General features: G+C 63.6%; 21 protein-coding genes and 1 pseudogene. 13 read left to right on the top strand and 9 right to left on the bottom strand.

Annotation, left to right across the window (positions count from 1 at the left end; genetic code table 11):
• Nucleotides 1-51: 51 nt before the first annotated feature.
• The gene (locus ACOI1H_RS06445; protein WP_422436007.1) at nucleotides 52-984 is read left to right on the top strand and encodes a 3-keto-5-aminohexanoate cleavage protein; all 933 of its coding nucleotides are present in this window, start codon (nucleotides 52-54) and stop codon (nucleotides 982-984) included.
• Here the strand turns inward: ACOI1H_RS06445 and ACOI1H_RS06440 are convergent.
• Genes ACOI1H_RS06440 through ACOI1H_RS06425 form a run of 4 tightly spaced genes read right to left on the bottom strand, consistent with a single transcriptional unit; the run spans nucleotide 952 to nucleotide 5,475 of the window.
• Nucleotides 952-1,770: a sulfite exporter TauE/SafE family protein gene (locus tag ACOI1H_RS06440; RefSeq protein WP_422436006.1), complete on the bottom strand. Its 819-nt coding sequence runs from the start codon at nucleotides 1,768-1,770 to the stop codon at nucleotides 952-954. The two genes, ACOI1H_RS06445 and ACOI1H_RS06440, sit on opposite strands and share 33 nt — an antisense overlap.
• Nucleotides 1,771-1,796: 26 nt before the next feature.
• Nucleotides 1,797-4,181 (bottom strand): xanthine dehydrogenase family protein molybdopterin-binding subunit, encoded by a 2,385-nt coding sequence (locus ACOI1H_RS06435; RefSeq protein WP_422436005.1) that lies wholly within the window; start codon nucleotides 4,179-4,181, stop codon nucleotides 1,797-1,799.
• Nucleotides 4,178-4,654 carry a (2Fe-2S)-binding protein gene (locus tag ACOI1H_RS06430; protein ID WP_422436003.1) on the bottom strand — a complete coding sequence of 159 codons (477 nt, stop codon included), beginning with the start codon at nucleotides 4,652-4,654 and terminating at the stop codon, nucleotides 4,178-4,180. Before ACOI1H_RS06430 ends, ACOI1H_RS06435 begins: the two co-directional genes overlap by 4 nt.
• Nucleotides 4,651-5,475, bottom strand: coding sequence for an FAD binding domain-containing protein (locus ACOI1H_RS06425; RefSeq protein ID WP_422436001.1), 825 nt, complete (start codon nucleotides 5,473-5,475; stop codon nucleotides 4,651-4,653). Before ACOI1H_RS06425 ends, ACOI1H_RS06430 begins: the two co-directional genes overlap by 4 nt.
• Nucleotides 5,476-5,574: 99 nt before the next feature.
• Here ACOI1H_RS06425 and ACOI1H_RS06420 point away from each other — a divergent pair, with 99 nt between their 5' ends.
• Together ACOI1H_RS06420 and ACOI1H_RS06415 are read left to right on the top strand one after the other, a co-directional pair.
• Nucleotides 5,575-6,054, top strand: coding sequence for an OsmC family protein (locus tag ACOI1H_RS06420; RefSeq protein WP_422435999.1), 480 nt, complete (start codon nucleotides 5,575-5,577; stop codon nucleotides 6,052-6,054).
• Nucleotides 6,055-6,109: 55 nt separating this feature from the next.
• Nucleotides 6,110-6,601, top strand: a pseudogene (locus ACOI1H_RS06415) (redoxin domain-containing protein); the annotation flags it as partial.
• A 7-nt stretch (nucleotides 6,602-6,608) separates the two neighbouring features.
• Here ACOI1H_RS06415 and ACOI1H_RS06410 read toward each other — a convergent pair.
• Both ACOI1H_RS06410 and ACOI1H_RS06405 read right to left on the bottom strand, forming a co-directional pair.
• Nucleotides 6,609-7,259, bottom strand: a complete 651-nt coding sequence (locus ACOI1H_RS06410; protein WP_422435997.1) for a TetR/AcrR family transcriptional regulator — start codon at nucleotides 7,257-7,259, stop codon at nucleotides 6,609-6,611.
• A 9-nt stretch (nucleotides 7,260-7,268) separates the two neighbouring features.
• Nucleotides 7,269-7,760, bottom strand: coding sequence for an OsmC-related (seleno)protein (locus ACOI1H_RS06405; RefSeq protein WP_422435995.1), 492 nt, complete (start codon nucleotides 7,758-7,760; stop codon nucleotides 7,269-7,271).
• 129 nt (nucleotides 7,761-7,889) lie between these two features.
• Here ACOI1H_RS06405 and ACOI1H_RS06400 point away from each other — a divergent pair, with 129 nt between their 5' ends.
• Genes ACOI1H_RS06400 through ACOI1H_RS06390 form a run of 3 tightly spaced genes read left to right on the top strand, consistent with a single transcriptional unit; the run spans nucleotide 7,890 to nucleotide 9,717 of the window.
• Complete coding sequence (locus ACOI1H_RS06400) at nucleotides 7,890-8,846, top strand: cyclase family protein (RefSeq protein WP_422435993.1); 957 nt, start codon at nucleotides 7,890-7,892, stop codon at nucleotides 8,844-8,846.
• Entirely contained in the window at nucleotides 8,843-9,466 is a 624-nt protein-coding gene (locus ACOI1H_RS06395) for a glutathione S-transferase family protein (RefSeq protein WP_422435991.1), read from the top strand. The genes ACOI1H_RS06400 and ACOI1H_RS06395 overlap by 4 nt, the downstream gene beginning before the upstream one ends.
• Entirely contained in the window at nucleotides 9,463-9,717 is a 255-nt protein-coding gene (locus ACOI1H_RS06390; protein ID WP_422435989.1) for a DUF2798 domain-containing protein, read from the top strand. The genes ACOI1H_RS06395 and ACOI1H_RS06390 overlap by 4 nt, the downstream gene beginning before the upstream one ends.
• Nucleotides 9,718-9,726: 9 nt before the next feature.
• Here ACOI1H_RS06390 and ACOI1H_RS06385 read toward each other — a convergent pair whose 3' ends face one another.
• Genes ACOI1H_RS06385 through ACOI1H_RS06375 form a run of 3 tightly spaced genes read right to left on the bottom strand, consistent with a single transcriptional unit; the run spans nucleotide 9,727 to nucleotide 11,954 of the window.
• On the bottom strand, nucleotides 9,727-10,611 hold the full coding sequence (locus tag ACOI1H_RS06385; protein WP_422435988.1) for an MBL fold metallo-hydrolase: 885 nt from the start codon (nucleotides 10,609-10,611) through the stop codon (nucleotides 9,727-9,729).
• A complete protein-coding gene (locus ACOI1H_RS06380; RefSeq protein ID WP_422435986.1) occupies nucleotides 10,608-11,246 on the bottom strand; it encodes a glutathione S-transferase family protein in 639 nt (212 codons plus the stop codon). Before ACOI1H_RS06380 ends, ACOI1H_RS06385 begins: the two co-directional genes overlap by 4 nt.
• Before the next feature lie 18 nt (nucleotides 11,247-11,264).
• Nucleotides 11,265-11,954 (bottom strand): FadR/GntR family transcriptional regulator, encoded by a 690-nt coding sequence (locus tag ACOI1H_RS06375; protein WP_422435984.1) that lies wholly within the window; start codon nucleotides 11,952-11,954, stop codon nucleotides 11,265-11,267.
• A gap of 150 nt (nucleotides 11,955-12,104) precedes the next feature.
• Here ACOI1H_RS06375 and ACOI1H_RS06370 point away from each other — a divergent pair, with 150 nt between their 5' ends.
• The 7 genes from ACOI1H_RS06370 (at nucleotide 12,105) to ACOI1H_RS06340 (ending at nucleotide 17,738) form a co-directional block, all read left to right on the top strand.
• Entirely contained in the window at nucleotides 12,105-13,274 is a 1,170-nt protein-coding gene (locus ACOI1H_RS06370) for a zinc-dependent alcohol dehydrogenase (protein ID WP_422435982.1), read from the top strand.
• On the top strand, nucleotides 13,271-14,182 hold the full coding sequence (locus tag ACOI1H_RS06365) for a dihydrodipicolinate synthase family protein (RefSeq protein ID WP_422435980.1): 912 nt from the start codon (nucleotides 13,271-13,273) through the stop codon (nucleotides 14,180-14,182). The genes ACOI1H_RS06370 and ACOI1H_RS06365 overlap by 4 nt, the downstream gene beginning before the upstream one ends.
• Nucleotides 14,183-14,184: 2 nt before the next feature.
• Nucleotides 14,185-14,655 carry a hypothetical protein gene (locus ACOI1H_RS06360; protein ID WP_422435979.1) on the top strand — a complete coding sequence of 157 codons (471 nt, stop codon included), beginning with the start codon at nucleotides 14,185-14,187 and terminating at the stop codon, nucleotides 14,653-14,655.
• A 78-nt stretch (nucleotides 14,656-14,733) separates the two neighbouring features.
• On the top strand, nucleotides 14,734-15,420 hold the full coding sequence (locus ACOI1H_RS06355) for a hypothetical protein (RefSeq protein ID WP_422435977.1): 687 nt from the start codon (nucleotides 14,734-14,736) through the stop codon (nucleotides 15,418-15,420).
• Nucleotides 15,314-15,802 carry a hypothetical protein gene (locus ACOI1H_RS06350; protein ID WP_422435976.1) on the top strand — a complete coding sequence of 163 codons (489 nt, stop codon included), beginning with the start codon at nucleotides 15,314-15,316 and terminating at the stop codon, nucleotides 15,800-15,802. The genes ACOI1H_RS06355 and ACOI1H_RS06350 overlap by 107 nt, the downstream gene beginning before the upstream one ends.
• A 70-nt stretch (nucleotides 15,803-15,872) precedes the next feature.
• Nucleotides 15,873-16,373, top strand: coding sequence for a TRAP transporter small permease (locus tag ACOI1H_RS06345; protein ID WP_422435974.1), 501 nt, complete (start codon nucleotides 15,873-15,875; stop codon nucleotides 16,371-16,373).
• Nucleotides 16,374-16,388: 15 nt separating this feature from the next.
• Complete coding sequence (locus tag ACOI1H_RS06340; protein ID WP_422435972.1) at nucleotides 16,389-17,738, top strand: TRAP transporter large permease; 1,350 nt, start codon at nucleotides 16,389-16,391, stop codon at nucleotides 17,736-17,738.
• Nucleotides 17,739-17,744 lie beyond the last annotated feature (6 nt).

Here is a 17,744-nt window from a genome sequence, read left to right as displayed (position 1 = left end):
CCACGTGGCCGCGCCGGACCGGCACCATGAAACCAAGGAGAGGCGGCAGCCATGAACCAATCGGACAAGGTCATCATCAGCTGTGCCGTGACGGGCGCGATCCACACGCCTTCGATGACACCCTACCTGCCGATCACCCCGGACGAGATCGCCGCCAGCGCCATCGCCGCAGCAGAGGCGGGGGCCGCGATCCTTCACCTGCACGCGCGCAACCCCGAGACGGGCCAGCCGGACCAGACGGTTGAAGCCTTTGCCGGGTTCCTGCCCCGGATCAAGCAGGCAACGGATGCCGTCATCAACATCACGACCGGCGGATCGCCCTACATGACGGTGGCCGAACGGGCCAAGCCGGCGGCGCACTGGCAGCCAGAGGTCGCGTCGCTGAACATGGGGTCGATGAACTTCGGCTTCTTTCCCCTGTTGTCGAAATACAAGGATTTCAAGTACGACTGGGAACGCGCGCATCTGGAAGGATCACGCGATCTGGTGTTCCGCAATTCGTTTCAGGACATCGAATACGTCCTGGAAACCTGCTACGGCAACGACACGCGGTTCGAGTTCGAATGCTACGACATTTCGCATCTTTATAATCTGGCGCATTTCGCGGACCGCGGGTTGGTCAAGCCGCCGTTCTTCGTGCAATCGGTCTTTGGCCTGCTGGGCGGGATCGGCACCCATCCAGAGGACGTCATGCACATGAAACGGACGGCGGACCGTTTGTTCGGCAAGGATTTTCGCTGGTCCGTGCTGGGCGCGGGCGCGAACCAGTTCCGCATCGCCACACAGGCGGTCGCGATGGGGGCCAACATTCGTGTCGGGCTGGAGGACAGCATCTGGATCGCGCGCGGACAGCTGGCGGAATCGAATGCCGCTCAAGTCCTGCGCGCCAAGGCGATCATCGAAGGACTGGGCCTTTCCGTCGCCACACCCGAGGAAGCGCGCGAGATGTTGTCACTGAAGGGCGGCGACCGGGTCAATTTCTGACGCGACCGCATCCTGCAGGTGCCACGCGCCGCTGGCGATCAGATAGCAACCCAGCGCGATCAGCAGGACATGCACGATGACATAGAAGGGTTCGCGGCGGATGCGGGTCGCGATGAACTTTCCGACAAGGATTCCGACCGGCATGATCGGCAGCAACAGTGCCGAGATCCACAATGAATCGATCGTCACCAGTCCCATCGACAACACGATTGGAATCTTGATCCAGTTGACGATGAAGAAGAACCAGACCAGCAGCGCCACATAAACCTGCGGTGCCAGCCGCAGCGGCAGCACGAAGGCCTGCACGGGCGCCTCTCCCATCAGAAAGAAGCTGGTGAAGCCCGACGCGCCGTTCAGGATCACGCCGCGCCGCCAGCGCCAGCGATGATCCGGCGTGGCAGGAAGGACCGGGCCGCCTCCGGCAACGCGATCACGAAAGAAGCGCAGACCCAGCAGCAGCGATATGATTCCCAGCAGGATGGCCACGAGGTCCGGATTGACGCTTTGGAACATGTATGCCGCCAACAGCACGCCCGCGATCCCGGCTAGCGCCATGCGCCACAAAAGCGCGAACGGCACGGACTTGCGGTAGATCACGGCGACGATCAGGTCCATGACGACATAGGTCGGCAGCAGGATCGTGATCGCGGTCTGGATGTCGGACACCGATGCGACAAGAGGCATGCCCAGCGATCCGATCATGCCGCCGAACCCGGCCTTGGCCAACGCGACGAAGAACACGGCAAAGCCCGCCACGGCAAAGAACAGCAGCGATGTGTCAGCCATCGGCGCGCCGGGCTTTGCCGGTCACATCAGGCCTCTGCGGCGGCATCAATCGCGTTCAGCACCCGTTCGGGCGTCATCGGCATCTGCCACAGGCTGGCCCCCAGCGGAGACAACGCATCGTTGACCGCGTTCAGGATCGCCGCCGGTGCGCCGCCGGTCCCGGCCTCGCCCGCGCCCTTGGCCCCCAGAACGCTGGTCTTCGTCGGCGTTTCGATGTGGGCGACGGTGATGTCCGGCATCTCGGCGGCCATCGGCACCATGTAGTCGGCCATCGTCGCGTTCACCATCTGCCCGTCGTCGGAGTAGTGGCATTCCTCATACAGCGCGCCGCCGATCCCTTGCACGACGCCGCCCCTGATCTGTTCGTCGACGAGCAGCGGGTTGATCACGCGGCCACAATCCTCGACCGCCCAGACGTGCAGCACCTTGACGAAGCCGGTTTCGATATCGACCTCGACCTGTGCGGCCATCGCGCCGTTGGTAAAGACAAAGGGGAAATCGGTCACCCGGTAATGACGCGTGGCGATCAGTTCGGGCTGCAGATCCGACGGCAATTCGTTGCCCCGGTAATAGACCGTACGCGCCAGATCGGCCAATGACATGCGGGCCGTCCCGTCGGGATCGGTGATTGCACCGCCCCGGATATCAAGCGCGTCGCGCGTCGTCTGCAACATGACCGCCGCCACATCCAGCACCTGTTCCTTCAGCGCCTGTGCGGCCTGCAACATCGCCTCGCCGCCGATTCCGGCACCGCGCGACGCCCAGGTGCCGCCGCCGTAGGGCGTGGTCGCGGTATCGCCGGTCGTGACCTTGACCCGGTCCAGATCGACGCCAAAGACGCCCGCTGCGATCTGCGCCAGGATCGCATTGGTCCCCTGACCCTGTTCGGTGATCGAACTGGAGACGTGCAGGCTGCCGCCCGCGTCCAGACGCACGGTCGCACCGTCCTGACTGGCAATCGGCGCGCCGCCGATGCCATAGAACATGGGCGAGGGGTTCGTGACCTCGACCAGCGAGACGAAACCGATGCCGCGATAAACGCCGCGCGTCCGCGCCTCGGCCTGGTCGGCGCGCAGGGCATCGTAATCCATGATCTCGGTCAGCTTGCGCAACGCCGACTGGTGGCTGAGGTCATCGAGCTTCATCCCCGTTGCCGTCGTGCGCGGATAGCTGTCGTCCGCCATCAGGTTGCGCGCGCGCAGCGTGACCGGGTCCATGCCGATCAGACGGGCCGCATCCTCCAGCAGGCCGTCGGCGACGGCCATCGCGATGGGATGGCCGACGGCGCGATACTGACACATCAGCACCTTGTTCTGGAACACGACCCGCCCACGGGCGCGGTAGTTTTCCAGCACATAGGGTGCGCCGGTCAGGTTCAGGACCTGATTGCATTCGATGGCGGACGTGCGCGGATACATCGAAAACGGCCCGATGCCGGTCATGTCGTCCATGTCGATGCCGACGATGGTGCCGGCCTGCGTGATGCCCATGCGGGCGCGCACGACGTGGTCTCGGGCGTGGATGTCGGACACGAAGCTTTCCAGCCGGTCGGCGATGAACTTCACCGGGCGCCGCAGCAGTCGGGCGGCCACGGCCGTCGCGATCTCGTCGCCGTAGGTGTGGATCTTGATGCCGAACGATCCGCCGACGTCGTTGGAGATGACGCGGACGTTTTCCTCTGGCAGGTTCATGTGGCGGGCAAATATCACCTGCATCATGTGCGGGGCCTGACCGGAGTAGTGGACCGTTAACTTCCTCTCTGACGGATCGTAGTCGCAGACGGTGCCGCGCGTCTCCAGCGTGACGCCCGTATGGCGGCCAAAGCGGAATTCCCGGCTGACGATCTGCACGTCGGGTCTGGCAAAGGCTGTATCGATGTCGCCGTGTGTCACCTGTCGTTCCCACGCAAGGTTCGATCCGAACGCGGAGTGGATCAGGGGCGCATCGGGGCTCAGGGCGGCTTCCGTGTCCAGGACTGCGGGCAGGGGGTCGAAGTCCACGTCGACCAGTTCGCAGGCATCTTCGGCCTGCGCGCGGGACGCGGCCACGACCATGACCACAGGTTCGCCCTGCCAACGCACGATGTCGATAGCCAGCGGATGCTGCGGGGCCGACCGCAGGCCCGCCAGATGGGTCAGGGTGCCGACGTAAGGCGTCACATGCTCTGCCAGATCGGCCCCGGTATAGACCGCGATGACACCGGGCGCGGCGCGCGCGGCCTGCATGTCGATGGATGCGATCGTGGCGTGCGCGTGAGGCGAGCGCACGAAAGCCGCATGCACCATGCGCGGCAGGCTGACGTCATCGACGAATCGCCCGCGCCCCTGCAACAGGCGCGCGGCATCCGCGCGAGGTTCCGGCTGACCAATATAGCGGTTCGGTTTGTCAAAGATGGTTGCCGGCCCGGTCATGCGCGTGACTCCTCGATGGTGTCGCAGATCGCATCGACGATCGACTGATAGCCTGTGCAGCGGCAGTAATTGCCCGACAGATGTTCGCGGATCGCCCTGCGGTCCGCCGCCCCGCCGGACGCGATATAGCTGAGCGCGGAAGCCAGCATGCCCGGCGTGCAGAACCCGCATTGCAGGGCGTTGCGGCGGGTGAACGCAGCTTGCAGCGTCCGGGCCAGGGCCTGATCGGACAGTCCTTCGACGGTGGTGACAGTGGACCCGTTGGCCTGCACCGCCAGCATCAAGCACCCGCGCACGGTCTGGCCGTCCACCGTCACGGTGCAGGCCCCGCAGACGCCGTGTTCACATCCGACATGGCTGCCGGTCAGGCCCAGATCGTGGCGCAGGAAATCCACAAGGTTCCGGCGGACCGGCACGGCGGCGCTGACGGCCTCGCCGTTCACGGTCAGCGCGATCGTCATGCTGCGGGTCATGGGCGCATCCCCCCGATCGCGCGGCCAAGGGCGACACCGGCCAGTCGTTGGCGTGTGGCGCTGCTGGCCTTCAGATCGCCGGTCCAATCGACGTCAGCCAGATGGGTCAGCGCGTCCTGCACCGGCGTTCCGGCAGAGATCGCTTTTTCCAGTGCCGTGATCCGCAGCGGGCGGTCGGCCACGCCGAAAAACGCGATGCGGTGGTCGGGCCCCTTGCGCGCGATGGCGACACCGGCCAGCGCGTAGTCGCCGTGACGCTGTGTCAGTTCATGAAATCCGAAGGCGTGGTCCGGCGTGGCCACGGGCAAGTGGATTGCCACGATCAATTCGCCCTGTTCCAGCGCCGTGTCGTAGTACCCTTGAAAGAAGTCGTCGGCGGCGATCCGGCGAACGCCGCCCTGACCTGCCACCTCGAACGTGGCACCAAGGGCAAGGGCAATCGCCGGCATCTCGGCCGCCGGGTCGGCCAACGCCAGCGATCCGCCGATGGTGCCGCGATTGCGGATCGCGTCGTGGGCGATGTGAGGCAGGGCCATCGCGATCAGCGGCAGGGCTTCGCGCACGTCTGCGCTGGCCGCCAGTTCGGCGTAGCGTGTCATCGCGCCGATGCGGATCGTCGCCCCGTTGCGGGTGATGCCACGCAGGTCCGCAAGATCGGCCAGATCGACCAGCCGCCCGGGATTCGCCACGCGGAAATTCATCATCGGCATGAGGCTTTGCCCGCCCGCCAGCGGCATTGCGTCGAGGTCCGCGTCGGCCAGCGCGGCCAGGGCCTGCGCCAGTGTCGCGGGGCGTTGATACTCGAAATCCGGTGCTTTCATCCCTGATCCTTTTCCCCAAAAGTGCCACGCAGGGCTCTTTACGTCCTCTGAAAGCTAAGTTATCGATTAATAAATAACGATCAAGCGGGAAGTGGACAGATGGGACAAATCAAGCAAAAGACGACAATCGTTGCGCGTCAGTCTGGTGTTGGCCAGACCCATTCACGCAGCCATGTGCGCATCAGGGATGTCTATGCGATCATCGACGAACCTCTCGAACGCGGCGGCAGCAATCTTGGCCCGACGCCGACGGAAACGATGATGTCGTCCCTGATCGGATGCACGAACGTCATCTCGAAAAAGATTGCGAAGCGTATGGGTCTGGGCTTTGGCCAGATGCGGATCGAGATGTCCTACAGCTTCAATCGGCTTGGCACGCTGTTGCAGGAAGAGGTCCATGTGCCGTTCGACAACATCGTGCTGGATATCGATGTTGAAACCGACGCAACCCCGGACCAGATGGCAGCCCTGAAGGCAGAGCTGGAGAAATTCTGTCCCGTCGCCAAGGTGTTTCGCGCCGCTGGCATGACGATCACCGAAAACTGGTCGACGCGCCCGTTGCCAGACGCCCCCCACTGATCCCTGACCCGAAAGGACCCAAGATGACACAGAAGTTGATGCCGACACCCAGGCCCCCGCACTGTCCCTGCCACTGGTCGGCGGCGGCACCTGGACGCTGGCGGATCAGACGCCCCAGTCGTTCACCATGATCGTGGTCTACCGCGGCCTGCACTGCCCGGTCTGCAAGGCCTATGTGGCGAAACTGGTCCCCTTGCTGGAGGATGCAAAATCCTACGGCCTCAAAATCGTCATGGTATCGATGGACGGCGAAGATCGTGCGGCGAAGGCCAAGGAGGAGTGGAACCTGGGTGACGTGCCGGTCGCCTACAACCTGTCGGTCGCTGATGTGAAGAACTGGGGCCTATACCTGTCGACTTCGATCAAGGATGCAGAGCCGTCGCAATTCGCGGAACCGGGCCTGTTCTGGGTGCGCGGCGACGGGCGGCTGTATCTGATCGATATCGCCAGCATGCCGTTTTCGCGTCCCGACCTCGCGATTCTGCTGCCCAAGGCCAAGATGGCGATGGACAACGACTATCCGGCCCGCGGCACCACAACTGTCTGACGGGGGGTCAGGCTTCGGGCGGGATGTCCCGCAGCAGCTTGATCCGCAGACCCGCAACGAATGCAGCGACCGCGTCAGCGATGACGCGGTCCTTTCGGGTCTCGAGCGCGCTTTCATACACCAGATCACGGACACCGTAGTAGAAGATGCCGCCGTGCATGATCCACGCGAATTCGATCTCGCAATCCAGGGCCGGTCGATCCGGCAGGTCCCATGCGACCCGTGCCTCCGTCAGGATGGGTTCAAGGATACGCTGGCGCACCAGCAGCATGTAGCGCCGGTTGATGTCCGCCCCCTTCAGTCCCGAAAACAGGTAGATCCGCATCCATTCGCGGTTGAAGATGACGTCGGTATAGACGGTGTAGAAGTGGTTCAGGCGATCCTCCAGCGACCGGCTGCGATCGCTGAGAATGGTTTCCCATTCGGGCCGCCAGCGGTTGACGTAGACCGCGTCGTAGACTTCATGGATCAGGTCTTCCTTGGACGGAAAGTAGCGATACAGCAGCGGTTGGGTGACGCCCAGTTTTTTCGCCAGACCGCGGGTCGAGCTTTCAAAGCCTTCCTCGGCGAAAAAGGCGATGGCTTTCGTGATGAAATCCTCGCGGCGTTGCCCCGACGGCATCCGTTTGCGTTTCACTGTCTCGTCGGAACCCGTCATGAAATCCTTTCAGGCGTCATGCCAATCGGTGTCGATCTTGACCCGATGACCGACGCTCAGGCCCTGCATCAAGGTCGTTTCAATGAAGCACCCCTTTTTCGCAAAGGCAATCAGGCGCAACTGGTCGGCGGTGGATGCACTGCTATCCAGATCGATATCAAGGTGAAAACCGACCGGTGCGGTCACATAGGGGTCATTGCCGACCTGTTCCCCGGTCCAGTGCAGCCTTGCCTTCACCTCGACCGTGCCGATGTCGATCTTCAGGCGTTTCGCAAAAGCGCGGATCTGCGTCATAAGGCACCCGGTCAACGCGGCGGTGAACAGCGCCAGCGGCGGCGGGGCGGTGCCGTCGCCGCCGTGAAACGGGCCTTCGTCGGTGGCCAGATCGAAGCTTTCCTTCATCATCGGCCAGGTGACGTGGATGTCGTTGCGCATTTTGCCGGACGCGGTGCCGGTGCCTTCAAAGATCACGTCGAAGGTCTTGACGGTGGGGTCTGCCATAACGGTCCTCTCTGTTTGTTATCGAATGATAACATCATTTGCGCGTCGCGTCGCAAGCCCATTGACAGCCGCAACGAATTAATTTGTCATTCGATAAATAACTATGTCACTTAGGGGAGGAGGCGCGCCATGGCCCGTCTGACACGTCAGGATATCTACGACACCGCCAAGGTGCTTTCGAACTGGGGGCGTTGGGGCGACGACGATCAGATCGGCACCCTCAACAACGTCACGGCAGACGATATCGTCGCGGCGGCAGGGCTGATCCGCAAGGGCAAGACCTTTGCGCTGGGCCTTGATCTGAAGGAAAAGATCCAATCCGGGCTGTTCGGTGGACGTTGGAACCTGATCCACCAGATGCTGGCAACCGGCACCGACGCGGTCGTCGGCGCGCAGGATGGCGACGGCCGCGCGTATCTGCGTTACGCTGACGATGCGATAAACATGCCCTGTCAGGTCGGCACCCAATGGGATGCGCTGTGCCACATCTTTCTGGATGACAAGATGTACAACGGCTATCCCGCGACCGATGTGACGGTGAACGGCGCCGCACGTCTGGGCATCGAACATGTGCGCGGCAAGATGGTGGGGCGCGGCGTCCTTCTGGATGTGGCGCGCTGGAAAGGCGTCGACAGCCTGGATGACGGATATCCCATCACCAACGCCGATCTGGACGGCTGTGCCGCGGCGCAGGGTGTCGCAATCCGCAAGGGTGACTTCGTCATCGTGCGCACCGGGCATCAGGAGCGCTGCCTCGCGTCCGGCGACTGGACCGGCTACGCGGGCGGCGATGCGCCCGGTCTGGCGTTCGAAACCGCGCATTGGATCAAGCAGCACGACATCGCCGCGATCTGCGCCGACACCTGGGGGTGCGAGGTGCGCCCGAACGAGACCGACGAGGCGAACCAGCCGTGGCATTGGGTCGTCATCCCGGCCATCGGCATCTCGATGGGAGAGATATTCTACGTCAAGGAACTGGCCGAGGATTGCACCGAGGACGGCGTCTATGAATTCTTCTTTACCGCGCCGCCGCTGCACATCCCGGGCGCTGCGGGGTCGCCGATCAATCCGCAGGCTATCAAGTGATCCTCTGGGGGCGGGCCAGTTCGGTCAATGTGCAAAAGGTGCTGTGGGCGCTGGCAGAGCTTGACCTGACCTACGCGCACCGCACCGTCGGCGGCAAATATGGCGGGTTGGACGACCCCGCCTTTGCCGCGCTGACACCGGTGCGCAAGGTGCCGGTGCTGCAGGATGGCGATGTCGCGATCTGGGAGAGCCACGCGATCCTGCGCCATCTGGCGCGGCGGACCGGCCGACTGGGCGATCCGCCGGGTGCCGTGGACAGCTGGATGGAATTCGGATCGACCGCCTTGCAGCCACCGTTCATCGCCGTGTTCTGGCAGCGGGTCCGTCTGCTGCCCCAGGACCGGTCGGCCGGGGTCGAGGCGGACAGCCTGGCGGCGATCGCGTCCGCACTGGCCATGCTGGACACCGGCCTGTCCGACGGTCGGGCGCATCTGGCGGGCGACGCCTTTACCATCGCCGACATTGCTGTGGGCTGCCTGTTTCACCGCCTGCTGGACCTTTATCCCGACAGTCTGGCAGACACACCGCATGTGGCGGCATGGCACGCCCGGATCGCCGGGCGGCCGCATTACCGCGCATGGGTCGCGGTGTCCTACGATGAACTGCGGGTGCAGGGATGATCCCGAACCGCTATGCGCCGCTGGTGTTCGGGTTCTTTCTGTCGATGATCATGTCCGCCATCATCTCTGGCGTGGCGACGACGTCGGCCATAGGCTTCACCGCGGCCCTGCCTTCCATCTGGGTCGAGGCGTGGCTGTCGAGCTGGGTCATTGCCTATCCGTCGGTCCTGATCGTGGCACCACTCGCGCGGCGGATCGCGGGGCGGCTGGTCGCCGCCCCGGCACCACTTGAGGGTCACATCCGCAATTGACCCCGCGGATCACATCCGCAATTGATAGGTGGCCGGCACCCAGCGATAGCTGTCGCCGTGTCGTTCGACATAGCCGATCGCCGGAAACGGCATGTGATGACCGCTGACCAGCACGCGGTCGGTGGCCACCATGTCGAGCACACGTTTGCGCGTCGCGATCGCCATGTCCCGGTCGTCGTCGAAGGCCACTTGACTGTCCGGATACTGCAACGAAAAGACATAGTGATTGGTGACGTCGCCCCAGATCAGCAGGGAAGCCGCACCGTCGTCGACCCGGTACATCATGTGGCCCAGCGAATGACCAAAGGCCGCGATAGCCCTCAGGCCGGGAACCACCTCATCGCCGTCCTCCAGCAACGTCATGCGGGAGGCCAGTGGCGGGATCAGCCTCAGAAACATCTCTCTATTCTGGGCGCGTTGCGGCGGAATCTGCGAACCGTCGGACCAGGCGTCGAACTCGCGCCGTCCCATGACATAACGGGCGTTGGGAAAGGCCGGGGCACCATCCTCCATCACGCCGCCGATGTGATCGGGATGCATGTGGGTGAAGGCCACGATGTCGATGTCCTGCGGCGCATAGCCGGCCTGCGTCAGCCGGCGGCGCAGATTGCCGGCATGGCTGTCGCGGCCGCCTTCACCGAATCCCGTGTCGAACAGGACCAGTTGCCCGCCGATGCTGACGACCGTGGGGGTGTAGGTGTTTTCAAACCCGTGCGCCGGCAGGTTGTTGGCCTGCGCCACCGCAGCGATCTGATCCGCACTGCGGTCCAGCGCGAACGGCGGGTTGATCGGTTCGCGCCGGTGCGCGCCGTCAAGGATGGTCGTGATCTCGGCCGCGCCAAGGGCAAAGCGGTGGATCGTCGGGCGGTAGGGGCCTTTCGGTGTCGTGGTCATGGCATCGGCACCTCTGTGGTGAAATGGGGGACGGAGTAACCTTTCTGCACAGCCTGGCGTTCGGCAATCCGCAGATACCAGTCGCGCACGTTGGGAAAATCGTTCAGGTCGATCTCTTGCCATTCGAAGCGGGATATCCACGGCCAGCAGGCCATGTCGGCTATCGTGTATTGCCCGCGCCCGTCGCCGGCGATGTAGTCACGCCCCGCCAGACGCGCGTTCAGGACGCCGTAGAGCCTCCGGCCCTCGGTCGCATAGCGCTGTTCGCCGTATTCTGACTTGCCCTTGTTGTATTTGACGAAGTGATGGACCTGCCCCAGCATCGGGCCAAGCCCGCCCATCTGCCACATCAGCCATTCGACCATGCGCCAGTATTCCGGGCCTTCGCACTGGAATTTCTGATACTTGCCCGCGAGGTAGAGCATGATCGCCCCGGTCTCCATCATGCGGATGCCGGTGTCCTGATCCACGATGGCGGGAATGCGGTTGTTCGGCGCGATCGCCAGAAACGCGGGCGCGAATTGTTCGTCCTTGGAAATGTCGATGGCGTGGACCGTGTAGGGCACGCCCAGTTCCTCCAGCAGGATGGACACCTTGCGTCCATTCGGTGTCGTCCAGGTATAAAGATCAATCATCGCGTCGTCCCTCTGGTTTCAATGTCCGGTGGTCATGGCTTGCAGGGTGGTGCGCAGGTGGGCCTGCATCGCGTGTTTCGCGCCAGTGCCGTCGCGCGCGGCGATGGCCGTCACGATGGCGTCGTGTTCGTCGAAGGAGTGATAGTCCGGTGCCGGTCCCGCCACACCGGACGACAGCTGCCGCCACACGACCACCTGCCGCACGGCATTCATGATCATGTGCAATTCGTGCAGCAGGCCATTGCCGGCGCTTTGTGCGATCAGGTCGTGCAGCGCGTGGTCCAGACGTTCGTAATCGTCCCATGTCCCAACCTGCCGGAGATCGTCGGCCAGCGTCCGCAGGCGGCGGATATCGAGCGATGTGGCATGCAGGGCAGCCAGATTGGCCAATTCAGGTTCCAGCACAAGGCGCGCCATCATCGCGTCATAGGGGCTGGTGCGGGCAGTCAGGGCCGCCAGCCCGGCATAGGTCGTGGCGGGCGGTCTGGTGATGAAGGTGCCGCGTCCGACCTGTCGCAGGATGCGGCCCTCGGCCTCCAGCACGGCAAGCGCCTTGCGCAGCGCAGGGCGGGAGATCGACAGCGTCTCTGCCAGCTTGCGTTCCGGCGGCATCCGGGTGCCGATGTCGTGGTGGTTGACCCATTGGCGCAATCCGTCGAGCCTGTTTGGTTGACCAATCGTGTCGTCGTCGATCTGTCCTATCGTCATTTCATATGGGCAGTATTCAAATTAATCATGCTTACTCGCGTCCGATATCAGTCATTCTGTTCCGGGGAAGAGCTTCATGACTTTGGTTTCACGATTCGTAAAATTGGTCAACCAATCTTGTAAGGGTCATGCAGCAGGGAGGAATGGCAGATGGACGATGCACGCACATCCGCGACACCGGCAAATGGCGCGTCGATGACGTTGCCTGCGTCGATGCGCGCCTGGGTACTGGGGGACCCGGACCAATTGATGCTTGTGGATAAGCCGCTGCCTGTGCCGGGCAAGGCCGAGGTGCTGGTGCGCGTCGACGCCGTCGCGATCTGCGCGACCGATCTGGAGGTCATCTCCTACGGTACCCCTGCGATGGTCGAAGGCGGCGCGCCGTTCAACAAGAACTGGACGCCCGGTCACGAATACATGGGAACGGTCGCGGCGCTTGGCCCCGGCGTGGACGAATTCGCCATCGGCGACCGCGTCACCGTGGAAATCCATGCAGGCTGCGGACAATGCAAGCGATGCCGGATGGGGATGTATACGTCCTGCCACAACTACGGACTGAATTACGGCGACCGCAACAAGGGGCACCGCGCGAACGGCTTTACCACCAATGGCGGCTTTGCCGAATATGCGGTCAATCACGTCAACACCATGATCAAGGTGCCCGACGCCATGCCTGACGAGGTGGCGACGCTGGTCGTCACCGCAGGCACGTCGATGTACGGCCTGACGGAACTGGGCGGGCTGGTCGCGGGCGAAAGCGTCGTGGTGATCGGGCCGGGGCCGATCGGCCTGCTGGCCGTCGCCGTGGCCAAGGCGCTGGGAGCCAGTCCCGTCATTCTGGTCGGCACGCGCGAGAACCGCAACGAGATCGGCCGCCAACTGGGCGCGGATCACATCATCGACGGGCGCGGCGACGACGTCGTGGCGCAGGTCAAGGCGCTGACGGGCAAGGGAGCCGATTACGTCGTCGATTGCGCCGGAAACGAGGCGACAGTGAACGACGCGGTGCATATGACGAACCGGGGCGGGCGCGTCTGTCTGGCGGCCTTTCCGAAAAAACCCGTGACCTTCGATCTGGGATATCTGGCGGTGAACAACATCTATCTTTACGGAATCCGTGGCGAGGGCCGGTCGGCGACGCACCGCGCGATGGCCTTCATGGCCGAGGGACGCTTTGACGCGTCGGTCATCCACACCCACACCTTTCCGCTGGATCATCTGCCAGAGGCGCTGCGATACGCCCGCGAACGGGTAGACGACGCGATTAAGGTCGTGGTGTCGATGCGGGGCCACGGGACAGCCAGCGGGGCGAAACGATGAAGGCGCGGCGCGGTATCCACGCGGCGGCGGTCACGCCGTTCGATGCGGACGGGCGGGTCGCGGTGCCAAAGCTTGTGGCCTATTGCCGGCATCTGCTGGGCGAGGGTGGCTGCGATGCCGTGGCACCCACCGGCACGACGGGCGAGGGCACCTCGGTCGCGATGGCGGACCGGTTGGCGCTGCCCGGTGCCTTTGCCGATGCGGGGATCGCGCCCGACCGGGTGATCTTTGGCACCGGCGCCCCGGCGGCCGGCGACAGTCTGGCCCTGACGCGGGCCAGTTGCGACGCAGGGTTCACCAACGTGCTGGTGCTGCCGCCCTATTACTACAAATCGCCCAGCGACGACGGGCTTTTTGCCTACTACGCCCACCTCATCGACGGGATCGGCCGCGACGACCTGCGGGTCTATCTCTATCACTTTCCCCAGATGTCCGCCGTGCCGCTGACGGTGTCGCTGGTCCGGCGGCTGATCGACGCCTACGGCCCGATCGTGGCCGGCTTGAAGGATTCCAGTGGCGATTTTGCCCAGTCCGCCGCGTTTCTGAAGGCGACCGGCGGGGTAAGCAGCGATTTCGACGTCTATCCCTCGTCCGAGGCGATGCTGTGGGACGGCCTTGACCTTGGCAGCGCCGGGGTGATTTCGGGATCGACCAACATCTCGGCCCCCGTGGTGCAGATCGCGAGGCAGGCTGCGGCCGGACCGGACCGCGACGCTGCGATGGCGCGGGTCGGGGCGATCCGCGCGATGGCGGGCAAATATCCCCTGATGGCCGCGATGAAACAGGCCGAGGCCTGGCGGAGCGGTGATGACAGCTGGGCGCGCATGGCCCCGCCGCTGGTGCCGCTGACACCGGACCAGAAAACGGCCCTGCGTGCCGACCTCGATACCCATTTCGGACAGGAGTGACGATGATGAAGGACCATGAGCAACACGGCCCCCACCATATCGAGACGAACCCCGATCCGGCAGCATTCGCCCATTGGCCGGCAGGGATCCATGAGGAAATGCTGGCCAGTCACGACAACGGCTGCGTCGGATCGGTGCTGGTGTCCGAAACCGACCGTGTGCGGGTCTGGCATCTGCACATCCCGGTCGGGTCGCGCTGCGGCTTTCATCGGCATGTGAACCCCTATTTCTGGTCCGCGCTGACGGCCGGCGTGGCACGCGGATATTTCTCATCCGGGGCGGTGCGCGACACCACGCATTATGTCGGCGAAACCAGGCATTTCCACTATGGGCCGGGCGATTACATGCTGCACAGCGTGGAAAACATCGGCGACACACCCTTGTCGTTCGCCACAGTCGAGTTCCTTGACGGAACCAATCCGCCGCTGGCGATCCCCGACACGGTCAAGCTGGTGATCCCCGGCGCGACCTGACCGCTTGAACGCGCGGGAGGGCGCGACCGGGCGAGACGTGACGACAACGCTGCACATCTTGAAATCTGGGAGGATGGAATGAGAACACTTGCATACGGACTACTGGCGGGGACTGCCTTTGCCACGAACGCCGCGGCAGAGGATATCACCTTGCGCATCGGGTCCGGCCATCCGCCGGGCGTGGTGTATGCGGGTCTGATGATCGATTTCTTCCAGTCCGAGATGACCAAGCGGGTCGAAGAGCGCACGGATCACACCTTGACCTTCGTCGAAGGCTATTCCGGGTCCATCGTCACGACGTCCGAAACGCTGGAGGGGGTGCAGGACGGCATTCTGGACATCGGTGGTTTCTGTTTCTGTTTCGAGCCGTCGAACCTGCCGCTGCATGCCTTTCAGGTCATGCTGCCCTTCGGGACGATGGACCCGGAGACCAGTCTTCAGGTCGCCCAGGACGTCTACGCCGAAGTGCCCTATCTGACGGACGTCTTCCCCGAAGAGTTCAACCAGATCCTGCTCGCCCGGATATCGGACGGCGGCTATAATCTGGGGACCAACTTTGCGTGGACCGATCTGGCCGATCTGGCGGGGCAGAAGATCGCCGGGGCAGAAGATCGCCGGGGCCGGCATCAACCTGAACTGGCTGGAAAACGCCGGGATCGTGCCGGTGTCGTCGTCGCTGGCCACGTCCTATACGGAATTGACCACTGGCGTCTACAACGGCTGGATCATGTTCCCATCGGCCTGGGTGAACCTCAAGCTGTATGAACCGGCACCGTTCTATACGCTGATCGGGTTCGGGTCGATGACGTGGCACGGCATGACGATCAACAAGGACACCTACGACGCATTGCCCGCCGACGTGCAGGAGATCCTTCTGGAAGTGTCCGCCGAGTTCGAGACGCTGACCGGCTCTGCCAACAAGGAACAGTACGGCAAGCAGATCGAGACGCTGCGCGATCTGATCACTGTCACCGAAATCGATCCCGCCGTCCAACAGGAATGGGCGGAATCGCTGCAGCCCTGGGTGATCAGGACGGCTGCAGAACTGGAGGGTCAGGGTTTGCCGGCCAAGCAGGTGATGAACCTCGTGCTCGATCGGGCAGAAGTGCACGGGTATAGCTGGCCGGTCCGGTACGCGCTGGAATAGCACGCGGCCACGGGCGCGGGGGCACACGCCGCTGCGTCCGCCATTCCCACCCATAGCAGGGAAAAACGGCATGTTTCTTGTCCGTATGACCGATCGCCTGACCAAATTCCTGATGATCGTCGGGGCGCTCTGGGCGTTCGGGCTGTGCCTTGTCGCGCTGACCGACATCGTCCTGCGGGCCGCCAACATTCCGTTTTCCGGCACCAAGGAAATCGTGGCCAATTCCGTCGTCATCATCGTCTTCATGCAGGTCGGTTTTGCGGTGCGCAGCGGTTCGATGCTGCGCGCGGATTTTCTGGTCATCATGTTTCCCGCGGGGGTGCAGCGGGTGCTGCACGTTCTGGCCCTGCTGCTGGGAGCCGCATTCTTCCTCTTTCTGCTGTGGTCGTCCGTCGAACCCGCGATGCGGTCCTATGTGCGCGGCGAATTCGATGGGGCGGGGGCCTTGCAGGTGCCGGTCTGGCCCGCGCGCTGGGCCATCGTCGTCGGGGCCGGGCTGGCGGGGATCAATTATGTCCTTCTGACGCTGGTCGAAGCCTTTGGCCTGCGGATCGAAAGAATGGACCTGTGAACGGAACCCCGAGCGATGTTTGATTTTTCGACCGAAGGCGTGATTATCGTCCTGCTGCTGTCCCTGGTCATGCTGGGGGTGCATGTGGCCGTGTCGCTGGCCGTGACCAGCGCCGTCGGCATCTATCTGACCACGGGCAAGTTGCATGTCGTGCAGGCCACCGTCGCCTCCACCTCGGCAGAGGCGTTGCGCGACTTCACCTTTGCCGTGATCCCGCTGTTCATGCTGATGGGCGAATTCATGGGGCGGTCGGGGGCCGTGACCGACATCTACATCGCGATCAACCGCAGCCTGAGGACCGTGCCGGCCCGTCTGGGCATTGCCACGGTGCTGGGCAACACGGTGTTTTCCTTCGTGACCGGCGTCTCCATCGCGTCCGCCGCCGCCTTTGCGCGCATCGGTTATCCCGAGATGAAGGCGCACGGCTACAACAAGGGCTTTGCGCTTGGCACCATCGCGGGGTCCAGCGTGCTGGGCATGCTGATCCCGCCGTCGGTGCTGATGATCGTCTGGGGCATCCTGACGGAGCAATCCATCGGGCGGCTCTTCCTGGCGGGCGTGCTGCCGGGCATGTTGCTGGCGACGCTGTTCATCATCTACATCCTGATTGCCGCCCGCGTGCGCCCCGATCTGGTCGGCCAGCAGATGCAGGACGCGCCCGTGGTGCTGGAAGAGGGGGCCTTCGACAGCACGGCCCACGAGCTGAAGCCGGCGCAGTTCGTCGTGTCCGTCGTCGGTGTGCTGGGCATCATCTGCTCGGTGCTGGGTGGCATCTGGTTCGGCATCTTCACCCCGACCGAAGGGGCGGGCGCGGGTGCGGCGCTTGCCTTGCTGCTGGCGTTCGTCAAAGGCATGACGGGCCGCGGTTTCATCGACGCCATCTATGCCGTGGGCAAGACGTCGGCCCCGATCCTGATCCTGCTGCTGTGTGCGGCGCTCTATTCCCGCACGCTCGCGATGTCGGGCGTGACAACGGAAATCCGGTCGTTCTTCGTGGACTCCGGGTTCGGGGCCTGGACCGTGTTCGCGATCATCATCCTGATCTGGTTCATCCTTGGCATGATCATCGATAGCATCTCGATCATGCTGCTGACCGTGCCGATCGTGGAACCAGTCGCAATGGCCTTCGGGTTCGACCAGCTCACCTTTGCCATCGTCGGCATCATCGCGATCGAGGCTGGATTGCTGACGCCGCCCTTCGGCCTGCTGGTCTACACCGTCAAGGCTGCGATCCGCGACGACAGCGTCGGCGTCCAGCACATCTTCTGGTCGGCCATTCCCTACTGGCTGATCATGCTGGCTCTTGCGGCCGCGATGATGGCCTTTCCATTCATTACAAACGTTCTGCCCAACGCGCTCATGTAGCGCCTG

The organism is Loktanella sp. DJP18 (genome assembly GCF_049310965.1).
Classification (GTDB): Bacteria; Pseudomonadota; Alphaproteobacteria; order Rhodobacterales; family Rhodobacteraceae; genus Loktanella.
The sequence above is the reverse complement of the archived record's forward strand: the minus strand, read 5'-3'. Positions and strand labels throughout refer to the sequence as shown.